The 12,574-nt window shown below is 73.5% G+C and carries 11 protein-coding genes; 9 read left to right on the top strand and 2 right to left on the bottom strand.

Translation table 11 applies throughout. The features are described from left to right. Nucleotides 1–81 precede the first annotated feature (81 nt). Together ACWD01_RS34975 and ACWD01_RS34970 are read left to right on the top strand one after the other, a co-directional pair. Nucleotides 82–1,116 carry an NlpC/P60 family protein gene (locus tag ACWD01_RS34975; protein ID WP_451167697.1) on the top strand — a complete coding sequence of 345 codons (1,035 nt, stop codon included), beginning with the start codon at nt 82–84 and terminating at the stop codon, nt 1,114–1,116. A gap of 231 nt (nt 1,117–1,347) precedes the next feature. Further along, on the top strand, nt 1,348–2,559 hold the full coding sequence (locus ACWD01_RS34970; protein WP_451167696.1) for a hypothetical protein: 1,212 nt from the start codon (nt 1,348–1,350) through the stop codon (nt 2,557–2,559). Here the strand turns inward: ACWD01_RS34970 and ACWD01_RS34965 are convergent. Continuing rightward, nucleotides 2,516–3,766, bottom strand: a complete 1,251-nt coding sequence (locus tag ACWD01_RS34965) for a glycosyltransferase 87 family protein (RefSeq protein ID WP_451167695.1) — start codon at nt 3,764–3,766, stop codon at nt 2,516–2,518. The two genes, ACWD01_RS34970 and ACWD01_RS34965, sit on opposite strands and share 44 nt — an antisense overlap. 120 nt (nt 3,767–3,886) lie before the next feature. Here ACWD01_RS34965 and ACWD01_RS34960 point away from each other — a divergent pair, with 120 nt between their 5' ends. Beyond that, a complete protein-coding gene (locus ACWD01_RS34960) occupies nt 3,887–5,029 on the top strand; it encodes a glycosyltransferase family 4 protein (RefSeq protein WP_451167693.1) in 1,143 nt (380 codons plus the stop codon). A 475-nt stretch (nt 5,030–5,504) separates the two neighbouring features. Here ACWD01_RS34960 and ACWD01_RS34955 read toward each other — a convergent pair whose 3' ends face one another. Next, the gene (locus ACWD01_RS34955) at nt 5,505–7,301 is read right to left on the bottom strand and encodes an AMP-dependent synthetase/ligase (protein WP_451167691.1); all 1,797 of its coding nucleotides are present in this window, start codon (nt 7,299–7,301) and stop codon (nt 5,505–5,507) included. Between the two features lie 289 nt (nt 7,302–7,590). Here ACWD01_RS34955 and ACWD01_RS34950 point away from each other — a divergent pair, with 289 nt between their 5' ends. The 6 genes from ACWD01_RS34950 to ACWD01_RS34925 all read left to right on the top strand — a co-directional run. Further along, a complete protein-coding gene (locus tag ACWD01_RS34950) occupies nt 7,591–8,358 on the top strand; it encodes a metallophosphoesterase family protein (protein ID WP_451167721.1) in 768 nt (255 codons plus the stop codon). A 106-nt stretch (nt 8,359–8,464) separates the two neighbouring features. Continuing rightward, nucleotides 8,465–8,914, top strand: a complete 450-nt coding sequence (locus tag ACWD01_RS34945; RefSeq protein ID WP_451167689.1) for an SRPBCC family protein — start codon at nt 8,465–8,467, stop codon at nt 8,912–8,914. After that, nucleotides 8,914–10,149 (top strand): ArsA family ATPase, encoded by a 1,236-nt coding sequence (locus ACWD01_RS34940; protein ID WP_451167687.1) that lies wholly within the window; start codon nt 8,914–8,916, stop codon nt 10,147–10,149. The genes ACWD01_RS34945 and ACWD01_RS34940 overlap by 1 nt, the downstream gene beginning before the upstream one ends. Nucleotides 10,150–10,228: 79 nt before the next feature. Next, nucleotides 10,229–10,672: a DUF5304 domain-containing protein gene (locus ACWD01_RS34935; RefSeq protein WP_451167685.1), complete on the top strand. Its 444-nt coding sequence runs from the start codon at nt 10,229–10,231 to the stop codon at nt 10,670–10,672. A gap of 65 nt (nt 10,673–10,737) precedes the next feature. Next, entirely contained in the window at nt 10,738–11,679 is a 942-nt protein-coding gene (locus ACWD01_RS34930; protein ID WP_451167683.1) for an ROK family glucokinase, read from the top strand. Nucleotides 11,680–11,770: 91 nt separating this feature from the next. Next, a partial coding sequence (locus ACWD01_RS34925; protein WP_451167681.1) for an endonuclease/exonuclease/phosphatase family protein occupies nt 11,771–12,574 on the top strand: 804 nt, incomplete at its 3' end.

Genomic DNA, 12,574 nt, shown 5'->3' with positions numbered 1-12,574 from the left:
TCACCGGGTGTTCACCCGGCTACTCTCTGCCGCGCACCGAACCCCGGTTTCCCGGAAGTCCTGCGGAAGGGAGCGCGGCACGTGGTTTCCCACCGCCGAACCTCACAACCCGGTCTCACCCGAAGTGCCCGCGGCACCGTCCTGACCGCCGCCGCGGCCACGGCGGCCGCCGCCCTCGGCGCCGGCGCCGCACCGGCCGGAGCCGAGCCGGGCACCGGCCCGGAGGCGACCCGGGCCAAGGTCGACCGGCTCTACGAGGAGGCCGAGCGGGCCACGGAGCGGTTCAACGAGGCCGGTGAACGCGTCGAGCACCTCGAGGACGAGGTGGCCCACGCGCAGGACCGGGTCGCCCGCAGCCAGGAACGCATCAACCGGATGCGCGGAGTGCTCGGTTCGGTGGCCGGGGCCCAGTACCGCTCAGGCGGCGTGGACCCGGCGCTCGCCCTGCTGCTCTCCCAGGACCCCGACGGCTACCTCGAGGCCGCGGCCACGCTCGACCGCGTCGGCGAGCGCCACTCCGCCGCGCTGAACGACCTGCACCGCGAGCGGCGCCGGCTCGGCCAGGAACGCGCGGAGGCCTCACGCGACCTCGCCGAACTGGAACGCAGCCGGCAGGCCGTGGCCGGCCACAAGCGGACCGTCGAGCGCAAGCTCGGCGAGGCCCGCCGGCTGCTGAACGCCCTGCCGGCCGGGGAGCGCGACCCGTACGCCCGCTCCTCGCGCTCCGGCCGCGACGCCCTCCCCGACCTGTCCGCCCTTGCGGCCGCCTCCCCGCACGCGGCGGCCGCGACGGCGGCGGCGCGCGGCGTCGTCGGCCGCCCCTACGTCTGGGGCGCCAGCGGTCCCTCCGGCTTCGACTGCTCCGGCCTCGTCCAGTGGTCCTACGCCCAGGCGGGGGTCGCCCTCCCGCGCACCTCCCAGGCCCAGGCGAACGCGGGCCGCCGCGTGCCGCTGTCCCAGGCCCGGCCGGGGGACATCGTGACGTACCGCGGCGACGCGAGCCATGTGGGCATGTACGTGGGCGGTGGGCAGGTCGTGCACGCGCCGTATCCGGGGGCGTCGGTGCGGTACGACCCGGTGGGGATGATGCCGGTGCATGCGGTGACGCGGGTGTAGGGGGGGCGGTGGGTTGAGGGGTGGGCTGCGGGTACGGGGGCGGGGGCGCCTGCGGCGGGCTTGTTCCCCTACCCGCCCCTTCCCGCTGTACCGGATGTGCGGCTCCGCCGCGTGGGGGCTCCGCCCGGACCCGTACCGCGCTTCGCGCGGTGGCCATTGAGGTGCAGGGCCCGGGGGCAGCGTCCCGACGGGACCGGCATGCTTCTGGTCCCCGTTACGTACCATCGCAGGATGGCCCGGCACCCGTACAAGCAGCGCGTCGCCGTCGGTGTTGCCGCGCTGGTGCTCGTGGGGTGCGCCGGCGGGGAGTCGCGCGTCGATCCTGCCGTGGAGGAGATCCGGCAGACGCTGGACGCCCGGGCCGACGCGCTGCTCGGGCACGACCGTGCCGGGTACCTCGCATCGCTGGAGCCCGGTGACGAGGGGCTGCGGGCGGCGCAGGGCGAGGAGTTCGACAACCTCGCCGACGTGCCGCTGCGTTCCTGGGAGTACCGGATCAAGGGCGTGCGCCGGCAGGGTGCGACGGCCGTCGCGGACGCCGATGTGCGCTATCGCATCGCCGGCTACGACGCCGCCCCCGTGACCGCCTCGCGCACGCTGGAGCTCGCCGAGCGCGGCGGCCGCTGGTACGTGACCGCCGACCGGGCGGGCGCCGGTACGCCGCAGCAGTTGTGGCAGCAGGGCGACGTGGGCGTCGTACGCGGCAGTCGCAGCATCGTCCTCGGCGTCGGCCAGGACGCGGCGCGGCTGCGTGAGCTCGCGGCCGCCGCCGACCGCGCCGTGCCCGCCGTGTCGGACGCCTGGCCGTCCGAGTGGCCCGGCCGGGTCGTCGTGCTCGTACCGGCTTCGATGGAGGAGATGGGCAGGCTGCTGGGCACGCCGGGCGCCGGCTACCGGGGCACAGCCGCCGTGACCACCGGCGAGACGAGCCGTGGGGCCGCGGCGCCGGCGGACCGGGTGGTCGTGAACCCGGAGGCGTACGGGCTGCTCGGCACCTTCGGGCAGGGCGTGGTGCTCACCCACGAGGCCACCCATGTGGCGACCCGCGCGCACACCTCCGCGGCGACCCCGATGTGGCTGTCGGAGGGCTTCGCGGACTGGGTCGCGTACCGCGGCACGGGCCGTACCGCCGCCGAGGCCGGCCCCGAGATGCAGGAGGCGGTACGGGCGGGGGACGTGCCCGCGGGACTGCCCGGTGACCGGGACTTCACCTTCGGCGGGGACCCGGACACCGTCGCACGGGCCTACGAGGGCGGCCGGCTGGCCTGCGAGATGATCGCGGAGCGCTGGGGCGAGGAGAAGCTCACGGCGTTCTACCGGACCGTCGGCGAGGGTCGGCACCGGGACGGCGCGGTGGAGCGCGCGCTGAGCGAGGAACTCGGCGTCACGTCCGCCGGGTTCACCGCGATGTGGCGGGACTATCTGACCGAGGTCCTGGGCTGACGGCTGTCCGCGTCGCCGCGCCGCCCCGGCTGTGCGGCGTCGCCGTGACCGTCTGCCGCCACAGCCGCCGGCACGCGTCGACCGCCGCGGCCACCAGCAGCCCGTTGCGCACCACGAGCAGCGCGATGCCCAGCGGGTCGCTCGCCACGACGTGCGAGAACCACACCGGGAACTCGAAGAACGTCACCCCGGTCGCGGCCAGGACCAGCACGGCGGGCCGCAGCATCCGGCTCGACCGGTGCACCAGGCACACGGCGGCCAGGCCGACCAGCCACACCATGTACTGGGGGCTGATCACCCGGCTCGTCGTGGTGAACAGCAGCACGGCGGCGAAGGCCGCGTCGCACGGTGTGGCGGCCGTGAACTCCCGGGCCCGCGCCCGCCACACCGCCAGCCAGCCGAGCGCGGCGACGGACAGGGCCAGGGCCAGGCCGCTGACCAGCGGGACGTACGGGCCGAGGAACTCCACAGAGCCGTAGTTGAGCAGCACCTGGCCCTGCCACCCGAAGTGGCGCCAGACATGGAAGACGAGCGAACCCAGCGACTCGATCTCGGTGCCCCGGTCGCGCTGGAAGGCGAGAAAGGCCAGGGCGCCCGGCACTGCGGCGGCCAGCGCCAGGGCCACGGCCGTCACCGTGACCGCCGCGGCCGACCAGGACCGGCGGGTCGCCCGGCCGCGCGGCGTGCCGAGGAGCACCAGCAGCGGCCACACCTTCAGCAGCGCGCCCAGGCCGGCGAGCGCGCCCATCACCCGCGGCCGACCCACTCCCGCGAGGAGCGAGCCGACGGCCACGGCGGTCACCATCAGGTCGTACCGTGCGTAGACGGTGGGGCCGAGCAGCGGCACTCCCGCGACCCACACCCAGGCGCCGCGCCGTGCGGCGCGTCCCGTACGCAGCAGGAGGACCAGGACCAGCAGGTCGCACAGGAGCGTCAGGAGGACGAACGCGGAGTCGTAGCCGAGGCCGGGCAGCAGACCGGGGGCGAGGATCGCGAGCGCGGCGCCCGGCGGGTACTGCCAGGTGACGTCGTCCAGCGGATAGGTGCCGGTCCGCAGGACCTTGTGCCAGCCCTGGTAGATCACCGAGACATCGGTCGTGACGTCGGGGCCGGGGAAGGCGGCGAACCCCAGGACGAAGAGCAGCAGCACCGCCCTCGTCACGACCCACACCGCGACGGGATGCCGGGCGACGCTCGCCACCGCCATGCCGTTGTGCCCCTTTCGTGCGGGAACGGGCGTCCTCATGATGCCGGGCGGGCCGCGGCCCGGAGGTGAGGCGGGGCCGTTCGGTACGGGGGTCGGGGCCGTTCGGTACTGTCGGCGGCGATGCACAAGACCTTGATCGTGACCAACGACTTCCCGCCCAGGCCCGGCGGCATCCAGGCGTTCCTGCACAACATGGCGCTACGGCTGGAACCCGGGCAGCTCGTCGTCTACGCGTCCACGTGGAAGCGGAGCCGCGAGGGTGTGGAGGCGACCGCGGCCTTCGACGCCGAACAGCCCTTCACCGTCGTACGCGACCGTACGACGATGCTGCTGCCGACCCCGCGCGTCACGCGCAGAGCGGTGGAGCTGCTGCGCGAACACGGCTGCGAGTCCGTGTGGTTCGGTGCGGCCGCCCCGCTCGGGCTGATGGCCCCCGCCCTCCGCAGGGCGGGCGCGCGGCGGCTGGTGGCCACGACGCACGGCCACGAGGCGGGGTGGGCGCAGCTGCCCGGGTCCCGGCAGCTGCTGCGCCGGATCGGCGAGGGTACGGACACGATCACCTATCTCGGCGAGTACACGCGCTCGCGCATCGCCACGGCGCTGAGCCATGAGGCGGCGGCGCGGATGGTGCAACTGCCGCCGGGCGTGGACGAGAAGACCTTCCACCCCGACTCCGGCGGAGACGCGGTCCGCCGGCGCCTCGGCCTGAGCGACCGGCCGGTCGTGGTGTGCGTCTCCCGTCTCGTGCCGCGCAAGGGGCAGGACACGTTGATCCGGGCCATGCCCGCGATCCTCGCGCGGGTGCCGGACGCGGTGCTGCTGATCGTCGGCGGCGGGCCGTACGAGAACGAACTGCGGGGCCTCGCCGCGCAGACCGGGGTCGAGGGGTCGGTGCGTTTCACGGGCTCGGTGCCGTGGTCCGAACTCCCCGCGCACTATGGCGCCGGTGACGTCTTCGCCATGCCGTGCCGCACCCGCCGGGGCGGCCTGGACGTCGAGGGCCTCGGCATCGTCTACCTCGAGGCGTCGGCGACCGGCCTCCCGGTCGTGGCCGGCGACTCGGGCGGCGCGCCGGACGCGGTCCTCGACGGCGAGACGGGATGGGTCGTGCGCGGCGGCTCCCCGGAGGAGTCGGCCGACCGCATCGTCACGCTCCTCCAGGACCCTGAGCTGCGCCGGCGGATGGGGGAGCGGGGGCGGGCGTGGGTCGAGGAACGCTGGCGGTGGGACCTGCTGGCGGAGCGGTTGGTGGCGCTGCTGTAGGGGTCCGCTGCGCGGGCGTGTTCCCTACCCGCCCCTCCCCGCTGTACCGGATTTACGGCTCCGCCGCGTGAGGGGCAGGCCCCGGACCCCGTGCCGCCCTTCGCGCGGCGGGCCGGGCTTCGCCCTGGGCCCAGTGCGCTGGGTGGGCGGGCCGGGCTTCGCCCAGGCCCGGTACCGCGCTCCGCGCGGTGGCCTCAAACTCCCCCTACGGCCTGGCGGCCGTGGGAGGGACCCCCGGGCCGGGCTTGAGTTGCCCGGCCACCCCACCCTTGCTGGAGGCACCCACCACGCCGACCAGGCTTGAGTCGCCGGGCACATCCAGCCTCGCCGGCGATTGAGGCGCGGGGCTTGGGGCAGCGCCCCGACGAGAGCGCCGCACTCCCGGCCTCGCCGGCTTGGGCAACTTCAGCCCCGTCGGCGTTTGAGGCGCAGGGGCCCCGGGGGCGGCGCCCCCAAGCCCCGTACGTCCGCCCCCTCAGGCCCGGTAGATCGCTTCGATTTCGTCCGCGAAGTCCTTCGCCACCACGTTCCGCTTCAGCTTCAGGGACGGCGTGATGTGCCCCGCCTCCTCCGTGAACTGGGACGGCAGGATGCGGAACTTGCGGACCGACTCCGCCTTGGAGACCGCCGCGTTGCCGTCGTCGATCGCCTTCTGGAGCTCGGCCTGGAGGTCCGTGTCGTCGCGCAGGGAGGCCGCCGTCGAGCCGGCCGGTTTGCCGTGGTCGGACGCCCAGCGGGCGAGGAACTCCTCGTCGAGGGTGACGAGCGCGCCGACGAACGGGCGGCCGTCGCCGACGACCATGCACTCGGCGACGAGGGCGTGGCCGCGGATGCGGTCCTCGATCACCGCGGGGGCGACGTTCTTGCCGCCGGCGGTGACGAGGATCTCCTTCTTGCGGCCGGTGATCGAGAGGTAGCCGTCCTCGTCGAGGGTGCCGATGTCGCCGGTGTGGAACCAGCCGTCGGCCAGCGCCTCCGCCGTCGCGGACTCGTTGTTCCAGTAGCCGGTGAAGACGTGCTCGCCGTGCAGCAGGACCTCGCCGTCGTCGGCGATGCGGACCACCGAGCCGGGCAGCGGCTGGCCGACCGTGCCGATCTTCTGCCGGTCCCACGGGTTGAACGCGGTCGCCGCGCACGACTCGGTGAGGCCGTAGCCCTCGAGGACGGTGAAGCCGATGCCGCGGAAGAAGTGGCCGAGCCGCTCGCCGAGCGGCGCGCCGCCGGAGACCGCGTACTCGCCGCGGCCGCCCAGCACCCCGCGGAGCTTGCTGTAGACCAGCTTGTCGAAGACCTTGTGCTTGAGCTTCAGGCCGAGCGGCGCGCCCTGCGGGCTGCCGATGGCGCGGCTGTAGGCGATGGCCGTGTTCGCGGCCTGGTCGAAGATCTTGCCCTTGCCGTCCGCCTGGGCCTTGGCGCGCGCCGCGTTGTAGACCTTCTCGAAGACCCGCGGCACACCGAGGATCAGTGTCGGCCGGAAGGACGCGAGTTCGTCGGTGAGGTTCTTGATGTCCGGTACGCAGCCGAGCTTGATCGGTGCCATCACGGCCGCGATCTCGACCATGCGGCCGAAGACGTGTGCGGCGGGCAGGAAGAGCAGCACCGAGCTCTCGCCCGTACGGAACAGCGGCTTGAGGCGCTCGACGAGGTTTCCGCACTCCGCGAAGAAGGCGCGGTGGGTGAGGACACAGCCCTTGGGGCGCCCAGTGGTGCCGGAGGTGTAGACGATCGTCGCCGGGTCGTCGGCCTTGGCGCTCGCACTGTGCTCGTCGACGGTGGCGTCGGAGACCTCCGCGCCGGCGGCGGTCAGTTCGTCGATCGCGCCCTTCTCGAGCTGCCAGACGTTGCGCAGGGCAGGCAGCGCATCGCGTACGGACTCGACCGCGGCGGCGTGCGTGTCGTTCTCGACGATCACGGCGGCGGCGCCGGAGTCGCCGAGGATCCACTGCACCTGCTCGGCGGAACTGGTCTCGTAGACCGGCACGGTCACCGCGCCGGCGGTCCAGATCGCGAAGTCGAGCTGGACCCACTCGTAGCGGGTGCGGGACATGACGGCGACCCGGTCGCCGGGGCGGATGCCGGACGCGATGAGGCCCTTGGCGGCGGCCCGCACCTCGGCCAGGAACCGGGTGGCCGTGACATCGGCCCACGCACCGGCGATCTTGCGGCCCATCACCGCCACATCCGGATGCTGCGCGGCATTGCGGCGGATGAGATCCGTCAGGTTGCCGTCCGTGGGGACCTCGTACAGGGCCGGAAGGCTGAACTCGCGCAAGACTGCTGCTCCTCATCGGGCGCCGGCGCCACGGCTCTGTGTGATGCACCGGATGCGGTCCAAGATCGGGCAGGTGCTCGGTGGGGGTGAGCACGACTGGACCGCCCGGACGTTACCCACCAGTACACAGTTCCCGATAGGGGTTCCCGGCCAACTGTTCTATGCGTCACACGTTGATGGCTGTACTTCGCGCAGCGTATTCCACTCCCGCCGCTGAGCCCAAGTAACCGCAGGTAGACCCCTCTACCCTGCACGGATGGGGCCCTCTAGGGTGATCGCCATGCGAGGCATGCGAGTCAATGTGGTCAGCGACGTGCACGGGAATGCGAAAGATCTCGCCATCGCCGGTGATGGCGCGGACGCCCTCATCTGCCTCGGTGACCTGGTGCTTTTCCTCGATTACGCCGACCACTCGCGCGGGATCTTCCCCGAGCTGTTCGGCACCGCGAACGCCGATCTGATCGTGGAGCTGCGCACCGCCCGGCGCTTCGAGGAGGCCCGCGAGCTCGGCCGCCGGCTCTGGGCGGAGCTCGGCATGGACCGGGAGGACGCCATCGAGGCGGCGGTGCGCCGCCAGTACGCCGAGCTGTTCGCGGCCTTTCCCACCCCGACGTACGCCACCTACGGCAATGTCGACATTCCATCCCTGTGGCACGAGTACGCCCGCCCCGGCACCACCGTCCTCGACGGCGAGCGCGTCGAGATCGGCGGCCGGGTCTTCGGCTTCGTCGGCGGCGGACTGCGTACCCCGATGCGCACGCCGTACGAGATCTCCGACGAGGAGTACGCCGCCAAGGTCGAGGCGATCGGCGAGGTCGACGTCCTGTGCTCGCACATCCCGCCGGACGTCCCCGAGCTGACGTACGACACCGTGGCCCGCCGCTTCGAACGCGGCAGCCGCGCCCTGCTGGACGCGATCCGCCGCACCAGGCCCCGGTACGCGCTCTTCGGCCATGTCCACCAGCCGCTGGTCAGCCGGATGCGGATCGGCGTGACCGAGTGCGTGAACGTCGGGCACTTCGCGGCCGGCGGCCGCCCCTTCTCGCTCGCCTGGTGACCTCACGGCGTCGCCCCCGGGGTACGCACCGGAGCGCGCCGCGGTCGCGATAGCCTGCACCCCGTACATCGGACCGGTCCGTACGCACTGTGAGGGAGCCGCAGAGATGGCGGAACACACCAGCTCGAGCATCACGATCGATGCGGCGCCGGGCGAGGTCATGGGCGTCATCTCCGACTTCGACCGCTACCCCGAGTGGACCGGCGAGGTGAAGCAGGCCGAGGTGCTGGCCACCGACGCCGAAGGCCGGGCCGAGCAGGTCCGCCTGGTGCTGGACGCCGGCGCCATCAAGGACGACCACACGCTCGCCTACACCTGGCACGGCGCCGACGAGGTCAGCTGGACCCTGGTGAAGTCCCAGATGCTGCGCGCCCTCGACGGCTCGTACCGCCTCGCGCCCGTCGGCGGCGGCGACCGCACCGAGGTGACGTACCGGCTCACCGTCGACGTCAAGATCCCGATGCTCGGCATGATCAAGCGCAAGGCCGAGAAGGTCATCATCGACCGTGCGCTCGCCGGTCTGAAGAAGCGCGTCGAGAGCGGCGCCGGCGCCTGATGCGCAAGGTCCTCGTCACCGGCCTCGGCGGCGCGGGCCGCACCACCGTCGCCGCCGCCACGGCGCTCGCCTGCGCCTGCGCCGGTGGCCGCACCCTCTTCCTGTCGGCCGACCCGGGCGACGTCCTCGGCGCCCCGGTCACCGCCGGCCACGAGGAACCCGTCCGCATCCACGACGGCCTGTGGGCCGCCCGCATCGACGCCGGGGCGGACTTCCGCGCCGAGTTCCTCGACCTCCAGCAGCGTGCCTCGGCGGCGCTCGACCTGCTGGGCGCCGCCCGGCTCGAGGACGCCGAACTGACGCCGCTGCCCGGCAGCGACCAGTTCGCCCTGCTGCGCGCGCTCGCCGTCGCCTCGCGCGGCGACTGGGCCACGGTCGTCGTCGACCTGCCACCGCTGCGCGAGACGATCGCGCTGCTCGCCCTGCCGGAGGAACTGCGCCGCTATCTGCGCCGCCTGCTGCCGGCCGAACGCCAGGCCGCCCGCGCCCTGCGCCCCGTGCTCGCCCAGCTCGCGGGCGTACCGATGCCCGCGCAGTGGCTGTACGAGACCGCCGGCCGCTGGGACGCGGAACTCGCCGCGGTGCAGTCGGTCGTGGAGTCCCCGGACACCACCCTGCGGATCGTCGCCGAGCCGGGACCCAGGGCCGCCGCGGCGCTCCGCGAGGCCCGCACGGGGATCGCCCTGCACGGGCTGCGCGTCGACATGCTCGCGGCGAACCGCGTCCTGCCCGAGGAGTCCGCGGACCCCTGGATCGCCGGGCTCACCGCGCAGCAGGAGAAGTGCCTGCACGAGTGGCACGGCGCCCGGCCGCCGGGCTCCTCCATACGGGAGGTGCCCCACCTCGGCCGCGACCCCCAGGGCCTCGACGACCTCGCGCTCCTCCACACCGCCGCGACCGGCGAGGGCGGCGGGCTCGCCGCCACGCCGCAGTGGGACGGTGCGGAGACGTCCGGCGACCTCGGCCGGATCACCGCACCGCCGTCGACCGGTCAACCGGCCGGGAGCGGGGACGCCCGCTACGTGTGGGAACTCGACCTCCCCGGCGCCGTCAAGGAGACGCTCTCCCTCGTCCGCCGCGGGGATGAACTCCTGATCGGCGCGGGCCCGTTCCGCAGGAACCTGCCACTGCCCTCGGCCCTGCGCCGCTGCACCGTCGCCGGCGCGGGCCTCACGGACGGCGTGCTCAAGATCCGTTTCACGCCCGACCCCGGGCTGTGGCCACGGACACCCTGAACGCCCTCAACGTCGTGGCGCCGTTCGGGTAACGTCGAAAGCACACGAACCCCCGACGCGGCACACCCAGGAGTACGTCATGAGCGAAGCGACCGAGCGCCCCGACGCCGACGCCTGGTCCGCCGCCTGCGAGGAGGACCTCCAGGAGGAGCAGGCCCGGCGCCGTGCCCAGTACGGCCCGCCGCCCGGCTCCGCCGCGGAGGAACTGCGCAAACTCTTCGACGCCGTCGCCGAGAAGGTCACCACCTTCCAGTCCTCCCTGCCGGGCATCGCCGCGCAGAGCGCCGTCCAGCAGTTCGTCGGCCAGGCGAAGGCCGTCGTCGAGCCGGTGATCGAACGGAACCCGCAGGTCTTCGACCATCTCGCCGCCGCGGGCGGTGAACTGCTCGCCGCCTACCGGTCCGCGGTCGAGGGCCAGGAACGGCGCTGGACCCGTGGACCGGACCCCGCAGAGCCCGCCCGGAAGAGCGACGATCCGCGCGACGAGGGCCCCGAAGGCAGCGAGCACATCGACCTGGACTGACCAGGGCATGCCCGCCCTCGGGTACGGTTGAGCCCAGCGGGGCTCGACCGAATACTGAGGGACACATGGGACTCACCATCGGCGTCGACATCGGCGGCACGAAGATCGCGGCGGGAGTGGTCGACGAAGAGGGCGCCATTCTCGAGACGCACACCGTGCCGACCCCGTCGACTCCCGAAGGCATCGTCGACGCGATCTGCTCGGCCGTCGCGGGCGCCGGCTCCGGGCACGACATCGAGGCCGTCGGTATCGGAGCCGCCGGTTACGTCGACGACAAGCGCGCCACGGTCCTCTTCGCGCCGAACATCGACTGGCGCCACGAGCCGCTCAAGGACAAGGTCGAGCAGCGCGTCGGCTTGCCCGTCGTCGTCGAGAACGACGCCAACGCCGCCGCGTGGGGCGAGTACCGCTTCGGCGCCGGCCAGGGCCACGAGGACGTCATCTGCATCACGCTCGGCACCGGCCTCGGCGGCGGCATCATCATCGGCAACAAGCTGCGCCGCGGACGGTTCGGCGTCGCCGCCGAGTTCGGCCACATCCGGGTGGTGCCCGACGGCCTCCTCTGCGGCTGCGGCAGCCAGGGCTGCTGGGAGCAGTACGCCTCCGGCCGCGCCCTCGTCCGGTACGCGAAGCAGCGCGCCAACGCCACGCCGGAGAACGCGACGGTCCTGCTCGGCCTCGGCGACGGCACCGTCGAGGGCATCCAGGGCAAGCACATCAGCCAGGCCGCCCGGCAGGGCTGCCCGGTCGCCGTCGACTCCTTCCGTGAGCTGGCGCGCTGGGCGGGGGCCGGTCTCGCCGACCTGGCCTCGCTGTTCGACCCGTCCGCGTTCATCGTCGGCGGCGGCGTCTCCGACGAGGGCGACCTCGTCCTCGACCCGATCCGCAAGTCCTTCCGGCGCTGGCTGATCGGCGGCCAGTGGCGTCCGCACGCCCAGGTGCTCGCCGCGCAACTCGGCGGCAAGGCCGGGCTGGTGGGCGCGGCGGACCTGGCACGCCAGGGCTGACGGCCGTACCGCACGGGTGACGGTGCCCGCCACGCCTCCCGGAGGACTCAGCCTTCGAGAAGCGCGGCGGGCACCGTCGTATCTTGCTCCCATGCCGATCAACCCGATCACGCCGCTGCCCAAGTCGCGCACCGACCCGGACGGTTCGGCCGTGGTCCGGGTCCTGAGCTACAACGTCCGCTCCCTGCGCGACGACGAGGCGGCACTCACCCGGGTGATCCGGGCCTGCGAGCCCGACCTGGTGTTCGTCCAGGAGGCCCCGCGCTTCTTCCGCTGGCGCAAGCACGCGGCCCGCCTCGCGGCCAACACCGGCCTCGTGATGCTCGCCGGCGGCGCGACGGCGGCCGGGCCGTTGCTGCTGTGCTCCCTGCGGGCCACGGTCGAACGCACCGAGGACCTGCTGCTGCCCCTGCGCTCCGGCCTCCACCGGCGCGGCTTCGCCACGGCGGTCGTCCGGTTCGCGGGCGCGCGGGTCGGGGTCGTGAGCTGCCACCTGAGCCTGCAGAGTGACGAACGCGAGGCGCAGGCCGGGATGCTGCTGGACCGCGTCAAGGCGATGGACGTGCCGCACGCGGTCGTCGCCGGCGACATCAACGAACGGCCGGGCGGCCGGAGCTTCTCCCGCCTGGCGGCGGAGCTCCAGGACTGCTGGGCGGTCGCGCCGTGGGGCGACGAGCACACGTCGACGGCGCGGGATCCGCATCAGCGGATCGACGCGGTGTTCGCGACGGAGGGGGTGGAGGTGCTGGGGTGCGGGGTCCCGCGGGGCCTGCCGGGCGTCTCGGCGGCGGACCTGCGGGTGTACGAGCCATGGGCGCGCGGCTACCCGGGCGTTCGTGGGGTATGCGTAGCAGATGGCCGACCGATACCTGACCGTTGCCTTGAGCAAGCGCGG

Source organism: Streptomyces sp. NPDC002835 (assembly GCF_053591995.1).
This window is presented reverse-complemented; position numbering and strand designations above follow the sequence as displayed.

Bases quoted from the DNA above. Each gene is read 5' to 3' on its own strand.
- ACWD01_RS34970 (WP_451167696.1), top strand. From the start codon at position 1,348: ATGGCCCGGCACCCGTACAAGCAGCGCGTCGCCGTCGGTGTTGCCGCG.
- ACWD01_RS34930 (WP_451167683.1), top strand. From the start codon at position 10,738: ATGGGACTCACCATCGGCGTCGACATCGGCGGCACGAAGATCGCGGCG.
- ACWD01_RS34960 (WP_451167693.1), top strand. From the start codon at position 3,887: ATGCACAAGACCTTGATCGTGACCAACGACTTCCCGCCCAGGCCCGGC.
- ACWD01_RS34950 (WP_451167721.1), top strand. From the start codon at position 7,591: ATGCGAGTCAATGTGGTCAGCGACGTGCACGGGAATGCGAAAGATCTC.
- ACWD01_RS34965 (WP_451167695.1), bottom strand. From the start codon at position 3,766: ATGGCGGTGGCGAGCGTCGCCCGGCATCCCGTCGCGGTGTGGGTCGTG.
- ACWD01_RS34935 (WP_451167685.1), top strand. From the start codon at position 10,229: ATGAGCGAAGCGACCGAGCGCCCCGACGCCGACGCCTGGTCCGCCGCC.
- ACWD01_RS34940 (WP_451167687.1), top strand. From the start codon at position 8,914: ATGCGCAAGGTCCTCGTCACCGGCCTCGGCGGCGCGGGCCGCACCACC.
- ACWD01_RS34945 (WP_451167689.1), top strand. From the start codon at position 8,465: ATGGCGGAACACACCAGCTCGAGCATCACGATCGATGCGGCGCCGGGC.